The organism is Chlamydia avium 10DC88 (assembly GCF_000583875.1).
In the GTDB taxonomy this organism is placed as follows: domain Bacteria; phylum Chlamydiota; class Chlamydiia; order Chlamydiales; family Chlamydiaceae; genus Chlamydia; species Chlamydia avium.
The window spans coordinates 31,310-56,109 of the sequence record NZ_CP006571.1 but is presented as its reverse complement, the minus strand read 5'-3'; the positions used below and the strand labels follow the sequence as shown (position 1 = coordinate 56,109).

Here is a 24,800-nt window from a genome sequence, read left to right as displayed (position 1 = left end):
AGTTTCGTCGGAAGAGAAAGGCAACCGCTGTTTATATTTCTAACTTCTTATGTTAGAAAACTCATGAATAGAGGAAAGTCTGGACTTCATAAGAAAAGATACTGGAGAAAGCCCAGGAGTCGTAAGGCTACGGAAAGTGCAACAGAAAACATTCCGCTATAAAGTTTTTCAATTTTATAGACAGGCTGAAAATTCCTACTTAAGGAGTAGGAGCTATTAAGGCGACTTAATAGACATGCAAACCCTATCTGAAGCAAGAGAAAGAGTTTTTTGTTTCTGCAAAGTAAAAGGATATTTCCTTTTACAAACTTTTTCACAATCGCTTGAGAGATATAGTAATATACCTCCTAGATGAATGGTTGCCCACAGGGGGAGTAATTTCCTCCTGTAGACAGAATCCGGCTTACCCTCTCTTCCGACATTTTCTTAAAATTTTAGATAAGCCCAGCTTTTGCTAAAGTATGCATGTGTAGCAGTCCCACAACACGTTTTTGTTTTTGAGCATCTACAACAGGAAGAATAGTTACAGGATTCCCCATTTCCATCATTTGCAATCCATAGATCACATCAGCATCTTCACTAATGACCTTAGGATTAGGCGTCATTACATCTTCTAGTTTCTGAAATAAAATGTTTCCACCAAAATGAGTTAATGCTCTTCGCAAATCTCCATCTGTAAATACACCAAGAATTTCATATTGATGATTTACAACACAGACACATCCAAATCCATAAGAAGAAAAAATATCCAAAGAATTATTTACTGTGTCCTCTGGGAAGCAAAAGGGGACCTCAGTTTTAGGGAACATATATTCACGAACCTTCCCCGCAGCCTTTAAACCAATTTGACCACTAGGATGATTCTTTCCATAATCCGAAAGAGAAACTCCTCGGCTACGTAATAAAGTAATTGCTAGAAGGTCACCAAACAACATCTGACAGACCGTAGAAGTCGTAGGAATAAGATCAAAAGGATCTAATTCTTCAATCTTAGGCAGCATAACCGTATGATCACAGAGAATAGATAGATTCGAATACTCTGCAGAAGTAACAGCAACCAGGAACACTCCTCGTTCTTTTAAATGAGGAATGCCTTTTAGTAGTTCTTGAGTTTCTCCGCTTTTAGAAAATAAACAGACAATATCCCCAGGATGAATGACTCCCAAATCTCCGTGTAAGAGGTCTCCTGAAGAAAAGAAAAAAGCTCTCTCCCCACAGGACTGGAGAGTAGCTACGACTTTTCTTGCGACACAACCACTTTTTCCCACACCAGAGAAAAATATTGCTCCACGATGTTGTAATATTTTTTGTGCGAATAACCAGGTATCCTTACATTGAAAGGAACTGAAGAAACGCTGAAGAGCTTCCTGCTGTTTATTGACAATATCTTGACACAAATCGATGGCAACCCCAGGAGAACTCATCCTTACTATCCTTTGAAAATTGTAATGTGTTAGCTCATGGTAACAGACTCTAATCGATTTTTCAATGAGGTTAAAAACTCACTGCCGTAAATACCATCCAACACTCGATGATCAAAGGTAAGCGTAACGTAAACCATTTTCCTAATCATCAAAGAATCATCGTCTCGTACAATAACACGTTTTTGTATTGTACCTATACCTAAAATTGCCACTTCGGGATAACGAATAATCGGCATACCTATCAAAGCACCCGTCATGCCAAAATTTGTTACTGTAACACTCCCATCTCGGGTTTCTGAAGGATCTAGCTTATTTGCTCGAGCTCGTGTTGAAAGATCTGCTAACGCTTTTGCAATACTAACTAAACCTCGTTCCTGACAATTGCATATAACAGGAACAACTACGCCTTCTTTATTTAGATTAACAGCAACCCCGACATTTATCGATTTTTTGACAACAATCGTATCCCCATCTAGAGACCCATTAAGAAGAGGAAATTGTTCCAAAGCCTTAGCCAAACATTGAATAATGAAACTTGTAATTGTTAGCTTCACACCATGAGCAGCAAAAAATCGATCTTTTTCCTCAGTAATTAAATTCATTAAATCCGTAACGTCAACATCAACCACAAGAGAAGCGTGAGGGACCTCGTCCGAAGACTTAGATAAAGAAGAGGCAAGGGCTCTCCTTAACGGCGACATAGGAATACGATTTTCATTAATATTCTTCGAAGAGTTGTTACAAGAAAGATCTCTCGTTTCACAAATATAGGCTTCCACATCTTTGCGAGTAATACGCCCATTGCTACCTGTGCCTACAATTTCCTGTAGCTGCTGCATAGTAATGCCTTCTCGACGTGCTAGGCTTAATACTGCAGGAGATAACCATGATGAATTCTCTAAATTCTCAGAAGATAGAGAAGAAGCTGGTTGGGGATCTTTCCCTAAAGCACCAACTTCTGTATCTATCAAAGCTAAGACTTCTCCAGAGGCAACTTCATCCCCTTCATTTACTAAAATACGGGAAAGTTTTCCTGCCTGAGGGGAAGACAATTCTGTGGCAATTTTATCCGTAGATACTTCTATCAAAGGCTCGTCTTTAGCTACATACTCCCCAAGCTGCTTTAACCAACGAACTACGAATCCTCCAGACGAAGTCTCTCCTATCTTTGGAAAGCGAAATTCAAACATAGATAACTCACCCTAAACCACTTCTGTACTTTTTTCTATAGTTCTTTCTGTCTCTTGTAAGGAGGTAGATAACTCTCCTTCCCTAGAAGCAACATAAACAGCTACTACAGCATCACCCAGAATGTTCATTGGGGTCCCTATGATGTCTCGTAATCTATCAATTCCTGTTAAAATAGCTATCCCTTGAATGGGAAGACCTACAGAAGCTAAAACAGATCCTAAGGTGATCATTCCTCCTCCAGGGACCCCAGCACTACCCACTGCAGAGAAAGTAGCGGCAAGGACAATAAGCAACAAGCTACTCCAAGGTAAAGGACAGTGATATGCCTGTGCAATAAACACAGCAGCCATGCCCTGGAATATAGCAGTACCGTTCATATTCACAGTAGCTCCTAGAGGCAATACAAAACCGGAAACCTCTGAAGATACCCCAAGATTTTGTGAAACACAGCGCATAGTTACTGGAAGTGTTGCTGAACTACTTGATGTAGATATCGCACAAGAGATAGCGTCCATCATGGCAGACAGGAATTGCGAGAAAGACTTTCTACACCCTAAACGAATAATGCCTCCAAAAACTATCGCTGCATGAAAGAAACATGCCAAATAATAGGCTAAAATAAACTTCCCTAACTGCCAGAGAATAACTAAACCGTGATTCCCAGCAATCCAAGCCATACTTGCTCCCACACCATAGGGAGCAAATGCCATAATCATATTGATCATACACAACATGATTTCATAAAAACTCTCTACAATCTTGGCAATAGGACGGCCTTGTTCCCCAGACAATCTCATCGCAATGCCTAAGAAAATTGCAAAAACAATGATTTGCAAAATATTTCCTTCAGCAAAAGAAGAGATAGGATTCGAAGGAAATACTTGAGAAATCAAAGATAAAAAATATGCACTATCTTTTTTAGGCGACTCAGATAAAGTCTCAAGAACGTCGTGTGAGAGATCACATCCTTCCCCGGGGTTGAAAAATTTAGCAAAACATAAACCAATAATAATAGCTAAACACGTAGTCCCTAGGTATAGAGCGACACTTTTGACTCCAATACGCCCTAGCTTTTTCATATCACTAATGGAAGCAATTCCTAAAATCATCGAGCAAAATACTAGGGGATAAACCACCATGCTCAGAAGGTTTAGAAAAATGTCTCCTATAGGCTTAAAAAAAATCGCTTTATCTTGTAAAACTAAACCTACGGTAACCCCAACAAACAATCCTATAAAGATTTTCATCCATAGTTTCACTAGTTACCTCTTACTTCTTACTATTGTATAGTTGATCAATTTGATTTAGTAAGGAAAGAGTTGTTTCCTCACTGTCTATAAAGGAAAATTGCATACATACTTTCCCCAAAGGAAGCATTCCAGGTTCATATACATTAGCTCCCAGCTTCTCCCCATCTTTTTCCGTATATAATATTCCTTGCGCTTGACGCATTGCCATTTTAGCACAAAAAAAGTGCAATTCTTTCTTTGTTATTCCCGCATGATCGGGCAATAAATATGTACCCAATACCTTCACTCCAGAATTTTTTAACATGTCAAGAAATCCCCGAGGAAATCCTAAACCGCAAAAAACACCAACAGCAAGTCCACGAAGGTCTTGTACCGGTAGATCTACCCCACTCGGCTCCCAAACCACTTGAGAAATACGAGGTTCCACATAAATTCTTGGTGCGCAACACCAAGAACTTAATTTCTGCCGATCTTCGCTAGAACAACTACCATTCACAACAATAAAATCTGCGTCTTTCAATCTCTTAAGAGAATCTCTTAATCTTCCTCTAGGGAAGAACTCTCCCCCTCCTAAAGGGTCTTGGCCATTCACTACGACTAGTTCCATGTCCTTGTGTAGACGACGATTTTGAAAGCCATCATCTAAAATTAAAATATCAAAATCCTTCTCTGCTTGCTGTGCTGAAATCCTACGATCCTTATGAATAAAAACTGTCCCCGAAGGAAGTTTCTTAGCAACTAGCAGGGGCTCGTCCCCCACATAAGTAGCGTCATGTACTAGGGGATCAACTATAGTTAGCTTTCTTTGTCGACTACATCTACTCTTATACCCTCGAGACAGAACAGCACATGAGTACCCTCGTGCTTGCAGAGCCTCCGCCAACCATAATACGGTAGGTGTCTTCCCTGAACCACCAAGAACTACATTCCCTACACTAACTACTAGGGACGATACGCGGTAGGGAGATGAGTAAAATAACTTATGCCGCACTGTAACAACGAAAGAAAAGGCCGTGGATAAGATTTTTCCTAACCACCCCCAACTTAGGACCCTCCCGAAACTTATTGCCGCAGTTAAACGACGAAACAAAATAAAAAATGGCGATGGGAAACGTCTTTTCATCGAACTTCGCTATAGGGTACTCTCACGGATCAATCGGACAACAAAATCACGTTATTTTGAAAGACACAATCATTCGCCGTATCTTTAAGAAAAGAGAGCATCTCATAAAAAACATTAAAAATCAAGTTTACACATAGAAATTAAAATTTTTTATATAACTATATAATTTTCTAATTAACCCTTTGCATAAACAGCAAATAATCAAATAATACGTGTACAATAAATTTATATGATTCGATAACTAAAAATATCTTAAAGAATGGATCCCCGACGCTGCCGAACAGCTTCATAAACAACGGCAGAAACAGCAGTAGATAAATTCAAAGAATCTGCTTGTCCTAGCATAGGAAGAGTAATTTGAGTAAAATCTCCGTTCAACCATGGCAGGGATACCCCATCTTTTTCTGAACCAAACACAAAGGCGAGGGGTTGTTGATAATTTTCGTAAAAATAAAGAGTAGGTGCTTGCGGAGAAGTAACGAATATTTTCCATCGCTCTTTAGAAATAGTTTGCAATATTTCCTCTAGAGGAGCGGACCAAATAGGAAGAGAAAAGACAGTACCTAAAGAAGAACGAATACTATTGGGGTTATAGAGATCTACGACAGGATCACATAAAATGACTCCATCAACACCCGCTCCGTCTGCGATCCTTAAAATAGATCCCAAGTTCCCAGGTTTTTCTACCTGTTCAACAATTATATAAAATGGAATAGAGTTCTTCTTTGCATTTAAGAACTTCTCTTTAGACCACCACCGCTTTTTCATTACAGCGACAAAATGATCGCCATGCTCTTTATAAGATAACTTTGCTAAAGTAGCCTCGTCACAAGAAAACGTCTCTAATTTAGATTCCCGTAGTTGATTGAAAAACTGTTGTTCTTTTCCTAAAATAGTTTCACTACAGAAAATACGTAAGCACTCGTATCCTGCGTCTAATGCTTTTTGAATTTCCCGAAACCCCTCTAAAAGAAACCAATCTCCTTTTCTTGAATGATTCCTTCTTAATGCGAGAGCTTCCTTAATCTTAGGGTTATTTTTCCCTATAAACTCCATTGAGCAAATACTCCTGAAGGCAACACTTGATCTCCTGAACCACAAAAACTCTCCCCTACCTTCCACCGTGTGCTATCTAAAGGTAAGGCCCGTTTAACCAAATTATATAATAATGCTGGAGTATGCCCAGGAGTATGCGAAGTAAGCAAAACGTATGAACACCGGGATGAAAGTAAATGCGAACACAAAACTAGTAAATCGAAGAGATCACGATCTATCTTAAAAGTTTCTCCTCGAGTCCCCCTGCCATAGCTCGGAGGATCCAACAAAATCATATCATACTTTTTCTTTCTACGTATCTCTCTTTTTAAAAAAGCAAAGACATCCTCTATAACCCAAAAAATTCTTTTTTCTGGAAGAGAGTTATTTTCCACATTCTTTTGAGCCCATTTGATTGCTGACTTTGAAGAATCGACATGATAAACAGTGGCCCCGCATTTAGAAGCAAAAATCGATGTAGATCCCGTATAAGCAAAAAGGTTAAGAACACAGCACTTCTCACAATTGTTTATTGCTGCTTCTAACCCTGACCAAAAGTTGCTATGCTCAGGGAAAATACCCAAATGGCCAAAAGAAGTCGGTTTTAAAGTACAATCTATGCCTCTTAAAGAAATACGCCATTCTTTAGGAACTGAAGTATGTAAAGAATACCACTGCCCATCTTCCCCTCTACGCCTATACTCAGCACAAGCGTCTTTCCATAAATCTGGGGAACTTTTAGGCCAAATAGCTACACAAGAAGGTCGAATAAGAGTTACAGAACCAAAACGTTCTAATTTCTTCCCTTCTCCACTGTCTAATAACGTATAATCCATACGCACATCTTATTGGGTACAATGCAGGCGTCGTAATGCATCTACCTGAGTTTTCACTGACATATCAGGTTCAATATTCACTCTATCTCTTTCTCGTTTATATCCTAAAGTTGTTCGAGAAAGCGTTTCAGGAATTAATCCAATAGACATCCTATCTCCATCTACAGCAGAAATAGTCAAACTAATCCCGTCTATAGCAACAAATCCCTTAGAAAATAAATAATAGGCTAGAGCATGGGGGACATGAAAATCGTAACGATTTTTTTCTATGCAGATAATTTCTGCAACACCACAAACATGTCCCGAAACCATGTGGCCTCCAATCTCATCACCAGACTTCAAAGAACGCTCAATATTTACACCTCTTCCAACTTTGTACTCTCCCAAAGTTGTACACTCTAGAGTCTCGGGAATAATATCAAAAAACATTTTTCCAGAGAGATCATAATCTACGACAGTGAGACACACCCCATCAATAGCCACACTGTACCCAATCTGCAGCCCCGTAACACACTGAGGAGAGCAACAGATTGCCAGAGATAATTCATGATTCTTGTATTTAGTTTGGATGGCAGCAACCGTTCCTAGTTCTTGAACAATCCCAGAAAACATATATCAATCCTAATAACTAGGCGTTTACAATAAAACATTCTTCCTATAAAGTAACGTATTTAACAAAAAAAGCGGAACTTATCTCGTTTTCACTGCCTGACGCGAATCCTATTTTCAATGAATTAAGAAAAAAAATTTGCAACTTATACTTGTATACGTTTATTTTAGCTTAAGGTTTTTTACTTTCTTAGACTGCCTTAACCTAAGGAGGTAGCTCCCATGCAGTGTCCTTTTTGCAATCACGGGGAGTTAAAAGTTATCGATTCAAGAAATGCTCCAGAAGCCAATGCAATTAAGCGTCGCCGAGAATGTTTAAATTGCGGACAAAGATTTACTACTTTTGAAACTGTAGAGCTAACACTACAAGTTTTAAAACGTGATGGCCGGTATGAAAACTTTCAGGAATCCAAGCTTATTAATGGGCTCAATGCGGCCTCTAGTCATACACGTATAGGACAAGATCAAGTGCACGCAATTGCCGCTAATGTAAAATCAGAACTATTGGGAAAACAAAATAGGGAAATCTCTACCAAAGAAATAGGCGAACTAGTAATGAAATATCTAAAAAAGGCAGATATGATTGCTTATATTAGATTTGCTTGTGTCTATAGGAGATTTAAAGATGTTGGCGAATTAATGGAAGTTCTGCTATCTGCAACTCCGGATATGGAAAAATAGTAGTATTTTAAGGTTAAGGAGAAAATACCATGCCCTTGTCTGAGGACGAAATAGCTAATTTTAAACAAAGACTCTTAGAAATGAAGTCTAAACTTTCTCATACTCTAGAAGGCAACGCGCAAGAAGTAAAAAAACCCAATGAAGCTACCGGATATTCTCAACACCAGGCCGACCAAGGAACAGATACTTTTGATCGTACCATCAGCTTAGAAGTAACTACCAAAGAGTATGAATTATTGCGTCAAATTAATCGTGCTTTGGAAAAAATTGAGGAAGCTTCCTACGGAATTTGTGATGTCAGTGGGGAAGAAATTCCTTTAGCACGCCTTATGGCTATTCCCTACGCTACGATGACTGTTAAAGCGCAATCACAATTTGAAAAAGGTTTGCTTTACGGAAATTAATCCATGTCTAATCGCTCTTACCCCACTCTCCTTATGATTTCTTTTCTAGTCCTTATCGATTGGGGGACCAAACTTGCTGTTATATTACAAAAAAAGAGCAACTTCGTTTGTTACCCCCTACTATGCGAGTATAGTTGGGGTAAATTTTTTATTTGGATCAGCCCTTTTTATAATGAAGGAGCGGCATTCGGCCTCTTCTCTCAATATAAAGTTTCTTTATTTGCTATGCGCGCAGCTATTATTATAGTTCTGCTCGGCTACCTTCTTCTTAAAAAAAAAATTTTCCCTGCTCTCCGCTGTGCGCTTATTCTTCTCTGTTCAGGAGCCATAGGTAACCTTGGAGACACCCTATTCTACAGACATGTTGTAGATTTTATCTCCATAGGCTATAAAGAGTGGCTCTCCCCCGTATTCAATTTCGCAGACATTTTTATCTCTCTAGGAACATTAATTTTCATTGTGGAACTTTTTGTTCTACTAAACAAAAGGAAAAATAAAGATAATAGTAGTGTTCTCTGACATACTTGATTTATTTAACTTTAATGTTTATGAATCCCTTCCTATCCTTACTCAGCACCCTTGATGACTTCTTCTGGTCTTCTATAGCTTTTCTCATGATTCTGTGCCTCGGTATAGGATTTTCGTGGAAATCTCGTTTTTCCCAATTTACACAATTTTTACAATTCTGCAGGGTGTTTCGCCAATACTCTCAGAGTTTCTCTAATACAACTTCTGAAGGAAAAGGAGTACATCCCTTAAAAGTATTTTTTGCCTCTGCAGGAGGAAATATAGGAATCGGTAATGTTGTGGGAATTGCTACTGCTGTTTGCATTGGCGGCCCAGGGGCTTTATTTTGGGTATGGATAGCAGGAATATTTGGTTCTATAGTCAAATATGCTGAAGTCTATCTCGGAATCAAATTTCGCAAGATAGATAAGGATGGGGTCTATCAAGGCGGCCCCATGTACTTTCTAGATAAAGCTTATGGAATGCGGATTATCCCCAGTATCGTAGCTGTGCTCCTTTGTATCTATGGTGTAGAAATCTATCAATTTTCTGTCATTGCAGACAGCTTATCTCATTGCTGGAATCTTCCTAAACTCTTTACTATTTTTGGTTTGCTTTTTCTCGTTCTTTACGCCGTAAAAGGGGGATTACAGCGTGTGGGGAAAATTTGCTCTTTTGTGCTACCCTTTTTCCTCATCATCTATTGCGGTCTATCTCTCTACATACTTATTAAAGAATATCACCATCTCCCTTCCTTATTTGCTTCCGTATTTTCCTCAGCATTTACAGGACATGGAGCTATCGGAGGGTTTGCCGGCTGCACATTGGCAACAACAATACATCAGGGTATTTCTCGTGCTGCTTATTCCGGGGACATCGGCATTGGATTCGATTCCATTATCCAAAGTGAGAGCTCTGTAAAAGATCCAAGAATTCAAGCTCAATTAAGCATTATTGGGATTGCTGTTGACAACCTAATTTGTACCTTGAGCCTTCTCATGGTCCTAGCCTCCGGATCCTGGTCCCAGGGTTTTGGAAATGCTTCCCAAGCTGTTGAACATGCTCTATCTACCTATTTCCCTCTGGTAAAATTCTTTTTACCCACTTTCTTTTTTGTTACTGGATATACAACAATTATCTCTTACTTCCTCGTAGGGAAAAAGTGTGCCAAGTTTTTGTACGGCAATTCTGGAGAAAAAATCTATATGTTTTACGGAGCAGCCATTCTTCCTCTATTTTGCTTTCTTTCTCAAAATATAGCTCTGCTCACAATGTCAATTTCGGGAGCTCTCCTCCTCTGTTTCAATTTATTCGGGGTATTCCTTATGAGAAAAGAAATTGTCTTCCCCGACCAATCTATAAGAGCCTTGGAAGAAGTTTCCTAAGCAGAGAAAGACCTCACCATACTACTAATTCTTAAACTCTTGCTTCTCAAGGGAAATAAAAAGCCGTGTATTTCTCCTGATTTTATAGCACTTTCAAAAAGTATTATCTTTAATTTATTTGAAAATAAACAGAAAATAATAAGTGAAATAAATAATAAAAAAAACAAATGTTATTCACTTAACATGAACAATTGCCTTTCAGGATCTTTAATTATCTGCTGTATCCTACTCTCTACGTGTATGATAACAGCAATTATTTTCGTGATTAGCTTTTTATACAGGCTAAATAAGATTCTGAAAAACGTGAGTAAGATAACTACAATTTTAGGCTTCGAATCCAAAATTTTAGCTCCCCTCCTGCTATGTAGAAAACTTATTGCCCACTGGTTACGCAAAAAAAACCAACGATTATCTCAAGATATTGAAGAATGTTTTAGAAATGACGACACGAGTAGCAATTGTATGAAAAAAATCTTCCGATGGATGAAGTGGATAGCTTCGGCTCTAATTCTTTGGGGCATATTTCGTAAAAAAGATTAAATTCTTTATTTGGAGGGGAATAGCTATGTTCAGAAACTACAAATCTACAAAGAAAGTTCCTTGCAAACGCTGGCGTTGGCTACGTGGAGTGATATTCGGTGGCTTCATTGCTACATTGCTCACCTGTCTATTTACACCAAAAAGTGGCGAGCAATTAAGAAAAAAATTATTAAGAGTAAAAACTTCAGGAACTAAGAAAGGAAAAACATTATTAAAAAATTCTAAACAACACACTCGTGCTTTTGCTCAACAAACGAAACTTCTTGCTAAAAACATTTCCAAGGAAATTCAAGATTTTACGAAAGCCATGATCGACGAAAGCAAGGATTAATTTTTACTCTTTTTTTCTCCTCCAGAGACCTCTAGGAGAATAAGAAAATTCTCTCTAGAGGTACCTCTTAACATCGTTACTATAAAATACCTGTAGACTTTAACTTCCCATGTACTATTAACATGGGCGTAGATCTCTTCTTATTTCCGTGTATTTATTTTCTCCTCCTAGTGTAAGTTAGATCTCTTACTTAAGACCATGAAATCATTGGGACTACGAAACATGCGGCATATGTCTTTTGGAAAATTCCTCCTTTTTTCTTTGCTTGCTCAAATTCTTCATATATCAGCAGCTGAAATCGTTCTTCCTCTATCAGGAGTACATTCGGGTGAACACCTAGAATTATTTACTATGCTGACTACCTCTCCACATGGAACAAATTACACATTACGTGGAGAATTTTCTCTTCAAGATTTCCCGGGGGCTAATATCCATAAATCAGGAGGAGCTTTTTGCAATTTAGAAGGTCATCTTATATTTTCTGCCACCTCCCCCTTAGCAACACTAAGGTTTAAGAATTTACAACTTGGAGGATTAGGAGCTGGTATCTTTTCCAAATCTCTCTTGTCTTTTGAAAATTTAAAAGGCCTTTATATCGAAAATAACCAGAGTACTGGCGGAGTATTTACCTCCACTCAGGATATGTTTTTTACTAAAAACCAAAATATCTCCTTTCGAAATAACATTAGTTATGGAGCAGGAGGAGCTATTCTCCTAACTGGGACTCAACCTAGCCGCCTAATATTTAATGAGCAGCGAGGAACAATTGCATTTATTAAAAACCGAGCAGAATCCGTTCCTTCTCTTGTTCATTCGGGTCATGGTGGAGCTATTAGCAGTGATATCGCAGGATCGGATATTCTTTTCTATGACAATCAAGACATTCTCTTTCAGGAAAATTCTTCTACACAAGGGGGAGGAATTTTCAACAAACAAGGATTAGTAGAATTTACTAACAATCAACGAACTTTAACCTTTGTACAAAATACAGCTTCTGAATCTGGAGGAGCTATCCATGCTGCAACATGTAATATAAATAAACAAGCAGCTCCCGTTGTTTTTTGCAAAAATCGTGCTAAACACTTAGGAGGAGCAATTTATGCTCAACATGTTATCCTCAAGCAAAATGAAAGCGTCATCCTCTTTAATGAAAATACTGCAGAAGGTGGAGGAGCAATTACAGCAACAACATGTAACTTTACAGCCTCCCAACCAATTATCTTCGCAAATAACTCAGCAAATAAACTAGGAGGAGGTGCTTTATACTTAAGTGGATCTCAACTTAAATTAAATTTACACGCTCAAAATGGTGACATTCTTTTCTACGACAATACCGTTACAATAACAACAAAACACAACACGACCGTTACAAACAATGCCGTTACAATTAAAGGACCTCTCGTAGAAATGAACCTCCTCGCTAATGAAAATCAATCTGTAATTTTCTACGATCCTATACTTGCGACAACCCCGAGCTCTTCTCCTGTAAATATCAACTCTACAGAGAATATATTTCATTGTGGTTCAGTAATATTTTCAGGAGAGAAGCTCTCTCCTGAACGTCAGAATAAAAACAATTTGACTTCTATTTTTAACCAACCGGTGTACTTAAATAATGGCGTCCTTTCCATTCAAAATGGAGCTATTCTTGCTGTCCAAGAGTTTAAACAATTAGGTGGTGTTCTCAATCTTACTCCTGGTTCTATGTTAACAAGCTATAACAGTCAGGGGAAAGATATTATCATTTCCAACATTAGCTTTGGTCTAGGAACTACAAAATCTCCACTCCCCGCAGAAATACGTGCTACAGGAGGTTCTGGAATTCAACTGTCGGGATCTCCAAAAATTCATGATCCGGAACATCTTTTCTACGATAACCATGATTTAGCATCTCATCCCTATAGTATGGAGATTATCTTCAAATCAGAAAAAGGGATAAATACAGAAAGATTCGTCCCCGAAGAGATTGCTGTTAAGCAAAATGCTTACGGATATCAAGGCGTCTGGAAATTCCACTGGTCCAAAGAAGACTCTAAAAAACATAAAATACTGAAAGCTGTCTGGTTACCCACAGGAACTTTTATTCTCAATCCAGAGAAAAAAGGCTCTCTTGTCCCTTCTTCTATATGGGCAACATTTACAGGTATGCACTCAGCAAATGACTCTGTCCTCGACAATTATGCGAATAATAACATTTTGTTCCCCATAAATCATATGTGCATTTTTGGTGGTTTTGTTTCTGCCTCTATGGAACAAAATTCTAAACATCATCAAAATTTTTCTGTCATACAAACAGGCCATAATCTAGGAGTGAGGATTCCTCTCTCTCCAAATACTATAATCTGTTCTACCTTTACACAACTCCATGGTTCTAGTCACCAAGACTCCTTACCAGGGAAAAGTCATTCTCATATGTTTTTAGGAACAGTAGCAGCATTCAAAAATTGGAAAGCACTCTCTCTAAGATCTTCTGTAAGCTATGCAGAAGAATCCCATGTCATGAAACACGAATTTTCTAAAAAAGATATCACTAGAGGCGCCTGGAAAAATCAAGGATTTCGTAGTACTATAGGTATATCTTATGCCTACCCTAAAGGTATTCAATGTTTAAAAATCACACCTTTTATTGATCTTGAATACACTGCCATTACACAAAATCCTTTTATAGAAACAGGTTATGATCCTAGGTATTTCTCTTCTTCGCGTTTAAGCAACATAGCTCTTCCTACTGGTGTCTCTTTAGAAATGCGCTTATTTGGATGTTCCTATTCATTGTTTACACAATTGAGTATGGCATATATCAAAGACTTCCATCGAGCCAACCCACTAACTACTGCTTCATTAATTTTAAATCAACATACATGGAAAACATCAGGAATTCCTATGGGTCAAGAAGCTATGAATTTAAAATTCCGCTCTACTTGGCGCTATAAATTAGCAACAGCCTACTTAGGAATCTCAACAACACAACGAGAAGGAAACAATATTTCTGGTGATGCATTTGGTGGTTTCTCTCTAAGCTTCTAACTTTTTCTTGCATACAAATCTTCATCCTCTTATGTAGGAGACGTTACAAAAATATTAGGGATACCCCCCAATCTCCTCGCAGTCTATCCCTAATATTCCCCTCCTTTTCTCCTTGCCTAATTTACCTTTCTGATTTATCTAAACGATCTAGTCAGTGAATGTTCTCAATAGGTTATTGTTCTATGAAGTGGCTATCAGCTACAGCTGTTTTTGCTGCCCTACTCCCCTCTACTACAGTATTTAGCGACCCAATTTCTGAGGAATTAAACTCAACGTATTATGGAATCAGTGGAGGAAGTTCAGTAAGTCAATTCACGCAAGTCACTAAAAGTGACAGTGGAACTATTTATTCAATCACTGGGGATGTCATCTTTTCAAAATTTTCTAATTTACCGTCATCGACGACTACGACAACAACGACGGCAACAACAACAGCAGCACTCTATCGTTCTATCTTCGACGCTATATTGCCTTATATTAGCTCAGTTCATCTCTCCAATGCTCTTACTTTCCTACCTTTAGCTTCTTCGTCAACTCAATCTTCTACAACAACAACAACTGTTAAAGGAGGAGGAGCATTTTATAATGACAAAGGTGGACCTATTATCTTCATTACCAGTACAGGAAATCCAGGATCATTAACTTGTTCACAAATTACAATGACAGGTCAAGGGGGAGCAATATATGCCGTAGGGCCTGTATCTTTTGAAGGTCTCAAAAACCTCTCCTTCCAGAACAACCTATCCCAACAATCTGGAGGAGCTATATTTACAACATCTACGGTAACTATTACCAATATTGTAAATACTATAGATTTCTCTAATAACTCTGCTAAGGTCCCTGTTCCTCTGATCTCTATAACTCCAGCTACGAGCACATCAAGTAGCAGTAATGGCAGTAGTGACAGTAATGTAAACGGATCATCTTCTTCTACGAAAATCTCATTGCCCTATTCATCCTCATCTAGCAGTGGTACAAGTTCTTCGACTCTACCATCTTATACTACAGAAACAGCAGGAAATGGTGGTGCTATCTTTGCTTCAGGGGCAATTACAATTAGCAGCTATCAAAATATGAACTTCAGAAATAATATCGCGGAATTTCCTAGCGTTATTGATGAAGCCATTAATAATTCTCAAGCAAGCACCTCACAAAGCACCCAAGTACAATCCACATCAACATCTTCTATAACAAAGTCGTCTGCAACTCCAGTTTCTACTGTGGTTTCAACAGATGAGGCTACTACGGTCATTAAGGGATCAGGAGGAGCACTATTTAGTTCTGATAAGATAAGTATCTCACAGGGAACAGGAGACACTACGTTTATCCTAAATACAGCTACAGGATGTGGAGGAGCTATCTATAGTGGAAAATCTGTAAATTTTACCAATATCTCTACTCTAAAATTTCAAAGTAACTCCTGTGATCAACAGGGAGGAGCTATTTACTCCAAAGAAAACCTCACTATAAGTTCATCAGATACTCTAATACAATTTAATGGAAATACAGGAAAAACTGGAGGAGGAGGAATTTACTGCTTAGGAAGTGTTACACTCTCTAACTTGGAAAAAGTTAGCTTCGGAGCCAATAAGGCAGGTGATTTTTCTATTACTTCCTCTGCATCTACTACAACGTCATCCCCTGCATCAGCATATAGACAAAGTGCAGTAAGTACACAACAAGATACTAGTGCATCCACTGCTACACTAGGGAAAGGTGGAGGACTATATGTTGATCAAAACTTTACAACGTCTAATATCACCTCTAGTCTCGATTTTGCTAGCAACCAAGCTACGGATTGTGGAGGTGGTATCTATGTTAAGGGGACATACACATGCTCAGACTCTCACCGATTACAAGTAACTAAAAATATCTCCAAAAAATCAGGAGGCGGAATATATTGCGAAAGCGATGTGAGTTTCACCAACCTTACCGGACAAACCCTGATTCAAGGAAACCAGGCTACGGAAGATGGTGGAGGTATTTGTTTAGCAGCTAGCAAATCTTTAACACTTTCAGGGCTTACTAATTTCTTACTCGATAGTAATAGTGCAAAAAATGGCGGAGGAGCAAGTATCCCTGCTAATTTAACAATCACGTTTAATAATACAACAAGTGCAGAGTCTGATGATACTCCTACAGTTTTACCTGTACTTGGGAAAATAGCCATTACATCAAATACAGCTCAAGAAAATGGCGGAGGTATTTATACTACAAAAGCAAGCTTAACAAATCTCGAATCCATTACAATAGATCAAAATTCTGCACAAAAAAATGGTGGAGGCCTCTGTACACAGATAATCAACAGTACGGCGGCAAGTCCTTCTGTAGCTTCCGTATCTAGTGGGGTAGCAAGCAATTCTGGAGTTATTTCAAATAACAAATATATCGCACAAACAGCTGCTACTGATGTCACAACAGATGTAGATTTTAACGTTAATTATGTGATTAGTACCAGCATTACCAATAACTCCGCTCAGGAAAGTGGTGGCGGGGTTTATGGAAAACAAGGAAAACTTTCTAGCATTAATATTATAGATATTTCTGGGAACTCCGCTCAAAAAGGAGGAGGTCTGTATTTTACAGACTCTCTGACTCTAGAAGATGTTGGTACAACGACCCTGTCAGGAAACCAAGCTAAACATTCTGGCGGTGCTATATACGCCAAGAACCTAACTTTAAATCAGTTGCCTCAGGGAATTACTTTCAGCAATAATAAAACTGAGACATATGCTACAACAACAACAACGGATGGTTCCTCTTCTCCCTCACCATCAGAAATCACTGGCGGCGCTATTTATGGGGAAACTATAACATTATCTAATATTCAGAACGGCTGTATATTTTCAGGAAATACTGCCTATAATATAAATGGAATTTCATCAACTTCCGGAACCACTGACCCTAATGTGCAAGGAGGAGCGATCTATGCAAAAACCTCCCTCACATTACAAAACTTAACTGGTGTTAATTTTACGGGAAACAGTGCTGCAACTAAAAATTCAACTACTACAGGTCAAATCGCTGGAGGGGCTATTTATGCACCTACAGTAACTATTCAAAATTGTTCAAATGTAAGTTTTTCCAATAACTCAGCCCTTTGCACACCAGCAACTGAAGCAACTCAAGCAGCTGAAGAAGAATCTGATTCTACTACAACAAAAGAAACTCTCGGGGGAGCTATTGCTGCTACTACAAGTATCACATTTACCAATCAAGCATTAACCTTCACAAATAACTCTGCTGACATTGGATCTGCCATTGCTTGTATGTCAGCTACAAGTGGTAATAATGGTAGCACAGGAACGATTACATTAGATGCTTCCTCGTCATGTATGTTCGAAGGGAATATCGCTAAAAATCGTGGAGCTGTCTACGCCACAACTTTAACTTCTAACGGCGGTATGCGATTCGAAAATAATACCTCTGCCAACGATGGAAGTGCTATATATTTCACTAAACAAGCAGATATTAATGCAAATTCTTCTGTCCTTTTCGTTGGGAACCAAGTACAACTAGCTCAGACACCCACCTCAACTTCTGGTGGCAAAGCAGCAGTGACCAATTTAGGGGCAGCAATTTTTGGAGAGCCAAGTGATAGTAATACAGATGCTATTTTAAACCTCAAGGCCCTAGGAGGAAGCATCACTTTCAAAAACAATGCTTGTGTAGCAAACTCAACAGAGGAACAACAAAGCACCACCCCATCCTTTTGTAGTATCGCTGGGAAAGTACAACTGACTCTATCTGCTGCACAAAACCAGTCTATTAATTTCTATGATGCAGTTAATATAAGTACAGTAAACACAAATAATAGTTACACCACTCTAGACATTAATAAGTCTGAAAATGGACAATCAAATCAACAATATACGGGAACGGTGCTCTTTTCTGGGGAGCTACATACAAATCGCTCCTTTATTCCACAAAGAGCTGTGTTACATAATGGAACCCTAGTTTTAGGAAAGAATGCAGAGCTTAATGTAATTTCTTTTAATCAAAAATCAGGGTCTCTCGTGATGGGGCCAGGATCTGTACTCGCCACACAAAAACCCCAATCAGAAACCAAAGGAGGAATCTCCATCAATAATCTGACTATTGACTGTAGTGGCATGATGTCAGAAAACGGTACAATGTCCGCTCCTACATTAAAAATTGGTAATTACACTGCACCAACAGTTACACCATCTTCCCTATCAGCAAATACTCAACTTCCTTCTATTAAATCGGCCACCTCTCAAGATGTTAATGATGTTGATACTGAAGATAAAATCTATCTTACAGGGACACTGACTCTCATTGATCCTGAAGGGGTTTTCTACCAAAACCCCTCCTTAGGGAAAGATCAAGAAATTGTATTATTGAATCTCCCTGAAGATACTAGCAAAGTAGAGATTTCTCCTAATCTTACACTTGCAGGAGATACCCAACCTGCAAAAGGATATATTGGAACATGGACTCTAAACCCTACCGATAATAACGGGAAAATTGAAGCAACATGGAAATTTCAAGAATACCGTCGCTGGGTATATATTCCTCGAGATAATTACTTCTACCTCAATTCCATATTAGGCTCACAAAATTCTTTGATTTCTGTCAAGCAAGGTGTCGTCAACAACATGCTGAACAACGCACGTTTTGATGACGCAGCATATAATAATCTCTGGTTATCAGGAATCGGTGCATTCCTCCAAAATGATTCTAATGCTAATGGGCGAGACTTTACTTATCATGCCCGCGGCTACTCTATAGCAATAGACGCTAAACCTCATCCTGACTTCATCTTAGGAGCTGCATTTAGTCAAGTCTTCGGACATTCAAAATCTGAAAAAAGTATAGATAACTACAGACATAAAGGATCAGATCACTCATTCCAAGCAACTTTATATACAGGCAAATCCTTCTTCCTGCCCTACAGACATTCACGTGCGCTACGTCCTGTATTATTCCAGGGAGTCGCAACCTATGGATACATGAAACACGATACGACAACCTATTACCCTTCGATTCATGAACGTAATATAGGAAATTGGGAAGATTTAGGCTGGTTATTTGATTTACGTGTGTCTCTAGACTTACGTGAACCTTCTAAAAACTCAACATTTCGATGCTCTTTCTACTCAGAAGTAGAATACACAGGAGTGCGCCAAAAACAATTCACAGAACTTGACTATGACCCTAGAGAATTCGATTCTGCAGCCTATAGAAATCTTGCGACTCCACTAGGGTTGGCCTTTGAAGGCGCCATGCTTCACTATAATATTCTTATGTATAACAAATGCTCTTTTGCCTATTTCCCTGTTATTTATAGGAATAAACCTATTTGCCGTTATAAAGTTCTTTCTTCAGGAGCTACAAATATTGTTACAGGAGTTATTCCCTCACGTAACCTAGTGCGAGGGGAATACAGTACCCAACTTTACTGCAATCCCTACTGGATTTTTTATGGGAATTACACCATAGATGCAGGGATTTCTTCTCTTGTACAATTAGTAAACTGCGGTGCACGCATGATATTCTAGCACATAAAGAGGAAAATATTTATAAACTTAAAATATTTCCCTCTCTATAGGCTGTTCAAAACAGTAGATTGCTCATTCGCATCTAAGTTCAATAGCATGTTATTTCAAATACAAGACAGATAAACTATTACACTGTCCATATCATAGTTCTTGTTTGTTAATGAATTTAGATTTTTGCGCAAGATTAGCGGGAACTTAATCACATCGACTGATTATCTCCCGCATGCAGCAAAAACAAACTAAATATTTAATTATATTTTTTTAAATGCGAGTTAAAACTCCTCAGACAAAAACCATAAAAATAATTAAACATTAAAATGACTTAGAGGAGTCTTAGTGGAAGAAATGAGAAAATATATCGAAAAGTAGACTAGGGAATAAAGAAACAACCGGAGAGAGTGGGATTCGAACCCACGGTACGCGTTAACGCACACACGCTTTCCAAGCGTGCTCCTTAAGCCTCTCGGACATCTCTCCTTATCAGCTATTTGCAAAAAAAAAGCCTGACCAGAAGATATCTGAATATCTCCATTTTTATCAAGATTCGTCTCAATAGATGAATTTTTTACATAAATATTGAATGAGAGTTTGAATTCACTCTTTATAAAAATTATCAGTCAATAAGATAATACTACTCTTCATAAAATCCACCTAATTTATGTGTAAACTATTCCTTACCTTATTCTTATTTTTATGTTCTCCTGCATTACTACAGGGAAACGCAGAAATAAAACACTCCGTCCTTGTTAGCATTGCTCCCTATAAGTTTCTAGTAGAACAAATTGCTGAAGATACTTGTGATGTTTTCTCCATAGTCACGAATAACCACGACCCTCATACCTATGAACCTCCACCACGTCATATGGAAAAATTACTACAAGCACAACTTTGGTTTCGCATGGGAGAAACTTTTGAAAAAGCTTGTGCTGTCAATCTTTCCTGTCCTCAAGTTGATTTGACACAGGGAATTCAAGTTATCCCCAGCTATACAGGATGCTCTCATAACTTCCAAAGTTTTGACACACATACCTGGCTTAGCCCTAAAAATCTTAAAGTTCAAGTAACTACTATTGTCCAAGCCTTGAGTACACACTTCCCCGATCACGCGGCTCTGTATCGAAGTAATGGGGACAAATTACTAGCAGCTCTTACAACTCTAGACGAAGAAATTCAACAAATTACCCTACAAGCAAAGCAACGGCATATACTAGTCACCCACGGAGCCTTTGCATACTTCTGCCGCGATTATAACTTTTTCCAACATGTCTTGGGAAAAAACCCTCATACTGAACCCTCGCCAAAAGATATAGTCAGGGCTGCCCAAAATATCCGCCAATACGGCATTTCATCTATCATTCTTCTACGTCATGGGGAGAAGCGTAGCAGCGCATTACTTGCCGAACGTTTCAAAGTGAATAGAATCTTGATTGATCCCTATGAAGAAAATGTAATAAATAACCTTAAAACCATAGCGATAACATTTACAAATCTATGACAATACAAATGCGTGTTAAAGAACTCTCTTTTCGCTATGAACCCAAAAGTTCATGGATCATTGATAATGTTTCTTTTACTATCCATGAAAGAGACTTTATTGGCATCATCGGTCCCAATGGAGGGGGAAAGACAACACTAGCTTTGCTTATGCTAAAATTATTCACTCCGACTAAGGGTACTTTAGAAATCTTTCCTAATACATCCCATTCTAAAGACCTGATTATTGGTTGGGTCCCCCAGCATTTTTCTTACGATTTTGATTTCCCAATTTCTGTTATAGATGTTGTCTTATTAGGAAGACTTTCTTTCCTTCCCTGGTATGGGAAATACTCCAAATTGGATCTTCAAGCTGCTGAATCTGCTTTAGAAACCGTAGGTCTTCTATCACATAAGGATCGATGTTTCTCCCACTTATCGGGAGGACAAATCCAACGTGTTTTACTTGCACGAGCTCTTGCTTCCCACCCCCAACTATTGATTCTTGATGAACCCACAGCAAATATTGATCCAGAAAATCAACAGCGTATTCTTCAGATCCTCCAGAAACTGAACTCTTCATGTACTATTCTTATGATTACTCATGATCTGCATCATACGACAAGTCATTTCAATAAAGTATTTTATATGAATCGCACACTAACTACCCTGACAAATACTCCAAATATCTCCCAAGAGTTTTGTTGTCATTCTTTTAAAAATAAGGCAGACATATGATTAGTTTTTTCCCTGCTCTACTTTTCCCTGCTCTACTTGCAGCCTTAGAAGCTTCTATTGTAGGAGGAGTTGTTGGAACTTACATTGTTGCAAAACGTATTGTTTCCATCAGCGGGAGTATTTCACATTCTATCCTCGGAGGAATCGGATTTACCTTATGGATCCAGTATAAATGTAATCTATCCTTTTCTCCAATCTATGGGGCTGTATTAGGAGCTATTGTCCTTGCTATATGTATTGGGAAGATCCATCTTAAATATAGAGAACGCGAAGATGCTCTCATTTCCATGATCTGGTCTGTAGGTATGGCTGTAGGTATTATATTTATTGCTCAACTCCCTACCTATAATACAGAGTTAGTAAACTTCTTGTTTGGAAATATTCTTTGGGTAACTACCCGTGATCTCTATAGTTTAGGGATCTTAGATGTCCTTGTTTTGACCACAGCCGCAATTTGTCATACACGTTTCCTTGCGCTTTGTTTTGACGAGAAATACATGACACTTAGTCGTCATTCCGTGCAGACATGGTACTTTCTCCTACTCGTTCTCATAGCAATTACTATCGTCATGCTAGTTTATATTATGGGAGTCATTTTAATGCTAAGCATGCTGGTATTACCGATATCTATAGCGTGCAGGTTCTCATATAAAATGACGCATATTATGCTCATTTCTACCATACTTAACGTTGTCTGTTCCTATTCTGGAATCTTTTTAGCTTATATTCTAGATTTCCCAGTAGGAGCAACAATTACTCTTGTAATGGGTTTGGCTTATACAATAAGTCTTTTTGCAAAAAGGCTATGTAATAAGTGCACTCCCTCTCCAGAAAGTCCAGAAACCATAACAAAAGTCTCTTCGGGGAATAATCTTTGAAATTTCTCTAATTGTTCTTGTTGTTCTTCAGGAAGGAGATCATCAATTTTATTTAAAGCAATGATTCTTCCCTTCTCAACAAGATCCGAGCGGTAATGAATTAATTCATTCATAAGAATGCGTAGATCCTTCTCGGGGGAGGAACGCTCTCGACAAGAAACGTCAATTACAAACAATAGAACTCGCGTTCTTTCTATGTGTTTAAGAAAATCTAATCCTAACCCCCGATTTATATGTGCCCCTTCAATAATTCCTGGAATATCTGCAAGGATCCAAGGCTTATGGTACTTCTCCTGACGAGGAACTAGGCCTAGCACGGGGTGGAGAGTCGTAAAAGGATAAGCCCCCACCTTAACTTCTGCAGAAGTTAGTGTATTGAATAGGGTTGATTTTCCAGCATTAGGAAATCCTACTAATCCAATATCTGCGATTAATTTTAGTTCTAGTTCTACCCGTCGTATCTCTCCGGGTTTTCCAGGAGTTGCTTTGGTAGGAGCACGATTGGTAGAGGTTTTAAAAAAGGTATTTCCCTTTCCTCCCCTACCTCCACGGCAAATTACTAGGCGATCACCGTGTTGAGTGAAGTCGTGTAGAACTTCACGAGTTTCTAGATCACGCAGTAGGGTTCCTTCAGGAACTGTAAGAACCAAATCCTTACCATTTCTCCCTGAACGGTTATTTGTTGCTCCTGACTGCCCGTCTTCAGCTTGTAAAAAACGTAAATTCCTATAGGATTCAAAGGAGTAAACATTTGTTGCAGACTCAATTACAATGGAGCCTCCGACACCGCCATTGCCTCCGTAGGGGCCGCCTTTGGGTAAATATTTTTCCTTTCTCCAAGCTACGACACCGTTGCCACCCTTGCCTGCACGCAATTCTAAAGTAATCTGATCTACAAACATAGCGTAGGTCTCCTGCACTGCAACAAAATGACAAAGCCCCATCATGCGTGAGCAAAAATAGAGCTTTTTAAAACAGAGCTGTCAGTATTTTTAAACTTGTTATTCTGGTAAAACAGAAATATAAGTTCGATTTGTCTTTCTAGTAGAAACAATACCATCAACTAAAGCAAACAGGGTATCATCACTTCCTCTACCTACATTCTTAGCAGGATGCCATTTTGTTCCCCTTTGTCTTACGAGGATACTGCCTGTAGAAACTCTTTGTCCAGCACCAACTTTCATTCCTAGACGCTTTGACTCAGAATCACGACCGTTACGGCTTGCTCCCTGACCTTTCTTATGTGCCATTTCAAAATTCCTTTAGTTTTCTACTAACTAGATGAGTTACATCACTAAACTATTAATTCTCACTCTAAGATAGTTCTGGCGATGACCAATCTTACGATGATAATTTTTTCTACGCTTGTACTTATAAGCAATAACTTTCTCTCCGCGAATTCGGGATAATAGCTCTCCCTTTACTAGAGCCCTACTCACTGTTGGAGTTCCTAGAGAAGCTTTAGATCCATCAAAAGTGAATAACACCTGTTCAAAAACAATTTCTCCTCCTTCAGAGATCCCATCCAAAAGCTCGACGTCAATCACATCTCCTTGACGCACTTGATATTGCTTGCTCCCTGTTTGAATTATTGCGTAAGGCTCCATATATTCTTCCCTTATCATTTTTTGCTTAGGACTTAACGTGCTTGCCCAAGTACTTTAGCAAACATAAATATAATAAAAATACGAAGTCCCTGGTTTTATAAACTTTAAGACAACAAACACGCTAAATAGTAATCGCGTATGGCCAGAGCCGGGATCGAACCGACGACACAAGGATCTTCAGTCCTCTGCTCTACCAGCTGAGCTATCTAGCCATTTCACGGGTCATTGTAGAGAAACAT

At 38.6% G+C, this 24,800-nt stretch carries 20 protein-coding genes, 2 tRNA genes and 1 other RNA gene; 11 read left to right on the top strand and 12 right to left on the bottom strand.

Features of this window, described 5'->3' with window-relative positions; all coding sequences use genetic code 11:
• The first annotated feature begins 8 nt into the window (after positions 1 to 8).
• Positions 9 to 422, top strand: an RNA gene (rnpB, locus tag RT28_RS04740) — RNase P RNA component class A.
• A 12-nt stretch (positions 423 to 434) separates the two neighbouring features.
• Here the strand turns inward: rnpB and RT28_RS00225 are convergent.
• The 7 genes from RT28_RS00225 to RT28_RS00195 all read right to left on the bottom strand — a co-directional run bounded on the left by RT28_RS00225 (position 435) and on the right by RT28_RS00195 (position 7,471).
• Entirely contained in the window at positions 435 to 1,424 is a 990-nt protein-coding gene (locus RT28_RS00225; protein WP_038499996.1) for a KpsF/GutQ family sugar-phosphate isomerase, read from the bottom strand.
• Positions 1,425 to 1,453: 29 nt separating this feature from the next.
• A complete protein-coding gene (locus RT28_RS00220; protein ID WP_038499994.1) occupies positions 1,454 to 2,614 on the bottom strand; it encodes a dihydrolipoamide acetyltransferase family protein in 1,161 nt (386 codons plus the stop codon).
• 12 nt (positions 2,615 to 2,626) lie between these two features.
• Positions 2,627 to 3,874, bottom strand: a complete 1,248-nt coding sequence (locus tag RT28_RS00215) for a dicarboxylate/amino acid:cation symporter (protein WP_038499991.1) — start codon at positions 3,872 to 3,874, stop codon at positions 2,627 to 2,629.
• A gap of 10 nt (positions 3,875 to 3,884) precedes the next feature.
• Entirely contained in the window at positions 3,885 to 4,988 is a 1,104-nt protein-coding gene (lpxK, locus tag RT28_RS00210) for a tetraacyldisaccharide 4'-kinase (RefSeq protein ID WP_038499988.1), read from the bottom strand.
• A 252-nt stretch (positions 4,989 to 5,240) separates the two neighbouring features.
• Positions 5,241 to 6,044 carry an RNA methyltransferase gene (locus RT28_RS00205; protein WP_020355915.1) on the bottom strand — a complete coding sequence of 268 codons (804 nt, stop codon included), beginning with the start codon at positions 6,042 to 6,044 and terminating at the stop codon, positions 5,241 to 5,243.
• On the bottom strand, positions 6,032 to 6,859 hold the full coding sequence (locus RT28_RS00200) for an RsmD family RNA methyltransferase (protein WP_020355914.1): 828 nt from the start codon (positions 6,857 to 6,859) through the stop codon (positions 6,032 to 6,034). Before RT28_RS00200 ends, RT28_RS00205 begins: the two co-directional genes overlap by 13 nt.
• A gap of 9 nt (positions 6,860 to 6,868) precedes the next feature.
• Positions 6,869 to 7,471, bottom strand: a complete 603-nt coding sequence (locus RT28_RS00195) for a riboflavin synthase (protein WP_038499985.1) — start codon at positions 7,469 to 7,471, stop codon at positions 6,869 to 6,871.
• Between the two features lie 219 nt (positions 7,472 to 7,690).
• Here RT28_RS00195 and nrdR point away from each other — a divergent pair, with 219 nt between their 5' ends.
• The 7 genes from nrdR to RT28_RS00155 all read left to right on the top strand — a co-directional run bounded on the left by nrdR (position 7,691) and on the right by RT28_RS00155 (position 19,865).
• A complete protein-coding gene (nrdR, locus tag RT28_RS00190) occupies positions 7,691 to 8,149 on the top strand; it encodes a transcriptional regulator NrdR (protein ID WP_020355912.1) in 459 nt (152 codons plus the stop codon).
• Positions 8,150 to 8,178: 29 nt separating this feature from the next.
• Positions 8,179 to 8,553 carry a TraR/DksA family transcriptional regulator gene (locus RT28_RS00185; protein ID WP_020355911.1) on the top strand — a complete coding sequence of 125 codons (375 nt, stop codon included), beginning with the start codon at positions 8,179 to 8,181 and terminating at the stop codon, positions 8,551 to 8,553.
• Positions 8,554 to 8,556: 3 nt separating this feature from the next.
• The gene (lspA, locus tag RT28_RS00180) at positions 8,557 to 9,072 is read left to right on the top strand and encodes a signal peptidase II (protein WP_038499982.1); all 516 of its coding nucleotides are present in this window, start codon (positions 8,557 to 8,559) and stop codon (positions 9,070 to 9,072) included.
• A 29-nt stretch (positions 9,073 to 9,101) separates the two neighbouring features.
• A complete protein-coding gene (locus RT28_RS00175) occupies positions 9,102 to 10,445 on the top strand; it encodes an amino acid carrier protein (RefSeq protein WP_020355909.1) in 1,344 nt (447 codons plus the stop codon).
• Positions 10,446 to 11,010: 565 nt separating this feature from the next.
• Positions 11,011 to 11,316 (top strand): YtxH domain-containing protein, encoded by a 306-nt coding sequence (locus tag RT28_RS00165; protein WP_020355906.1) that lies wholly within the window; start codon positions 11,011 to 11,013, stop codon positions 11,314 to 11,316.
• Positions 11,317 to 11,538: 222 nt separating this feature from the next.
• Positions 11,539 to 14,343: a polymorphic outer membrane protein middle domain-containing protein gene (locus tag RT28_RS00160; RefSeq protein WP_038499977.1), complete on the top strand. Its 2,805-nt coding sequence runs from the start codon at positions 11,539 to 11,541 to the stop codon at positions 14,341 to 14,343.
• A 182-nt stretch (positions 14,344 to 14,525) separates the two neighbouring features.
• A complete protein-coding gene (locus RT28_RS00155) occupies positions 14,526 to 19,865 on the top strand; it encodes a polymorphic outer membrane protein middle domain-containing protein (protein ID WP_038499974.1) in 5,340 nt (1,779 codons plus the stop codon).
• A 390-nt stretch (positions 19,866 to 20,255) separates the two neighbouring features.
• Here the strand turns inward: RT28_RS00155 and RT28_RS00150 are convergent.
• Positions 20,256 to 20,342: transfer RNA gene (locus tag RT28_RS00150), tRNA-Ser, on the bottom strand.
• 181 nt (positions 20,343 to 20,523) lie between these two features.
• Between RT28_RS00150 and RT28_RS00145 the strand changes: the two genes are divergently transcribed.
• The 3 genes from RT28_RS00145 to RT28_RS04780 are packed head-to-tail and all read left to right on the top strand — an operon-like array spanning position 20,524 to position 22,954.
• A complete protein-coding gene (locus RT28_RS00145; protein WP_020355903.1) occupies positions 20,524 to 21,360 on the top strand; it encodes a metal ABC transporter solute-binding protein, Zn/Mn family in 837 nt (278 codons plus the stop codon).
• Complete coding sequence (locus RT28_RS00140) at positions 21,357 to 22,076, top strand: metal ABC transporter ATP-binding protein (protein ID WP_020355902.1); 720 nt, start codon at positions 21,357 to 21,359, stop codon at positions 22,074 to 22,076. Before RT28_RS00145 ends, RT28_RS00140 begins: the two co-directional genes overlap by 4 nt.
• A complete protein-coding gene (locus RT28_RS04780) occupies positions 22,073 to 22,954 on the top strand; it encodes a metal ABC transporter permease (protein WP_081750411.1) in 882 nt (293 codons plus the stop codon). The genes RT28_RS00140 and RT28_RS04780 overlap by 4 nt, the downstream gene beginning before the upstream one ends.
• Here RT28_RS04780 and obgE read toward each other — a convergent pair.
• From obgE to RT28_RS00120, 4 genes are all read right to left on the bottom strand, one after another.
• Complete coding sequence (gene obgE, locus RT28_RS00135; RefSeq protein ID WP_038501241.1) at positions 22,852 to 23,856, bottom strand: GTPase ObgE; 1,005 nt, start codon at positions 23,854 to 23,856, stop codon at positions 22,852 to 22,854. The two genes, RT28_RS04780 and obgE, sit on opposite strands and share 103 nt — an antisense overlap.
• A gap of 99 nt (positions 23,857 to 23,955) precedes the next feature.
• Positions 23,956 to 24,204 (bottom strand): 50S ribosomal protein L27, encoded by a 249-nt coding sequence (gene rpmA / locus RT28_RS00130; protein ID WP_020355900.1) that lies wholly within the window; start codon positions 24,202 to 24,204, stop codon positions 23,956 to 23,958.
• Between the two features lie 36 nt (positions 24,205 to 24,240).
• Positions 24,241 to 24,561 carry a 50S ribosomal protein L21 gene (rplU, locus tag RT28_RS00125; RefSeq protein WP_038499971.1) on the bottom strand — a complete coding sequence of 107 codons (321 nt, stop codon included), beginning with the start codon at positions 24,559 to 24,561 and terminating at the stop codon, positions 24,241 to 24,243.
• A 139-nt stretch (positions 24,562 to 24,700) separates the two neighbouring features.
• Positions 24,701 to 24,773: transfer RNA gene (locus tag RT28_RS00120), tRNA-Phe, on the bottom strand.
• Between the last annotated feature and the right edge of the window lie 27 nt (positions 24,774 to 24,800).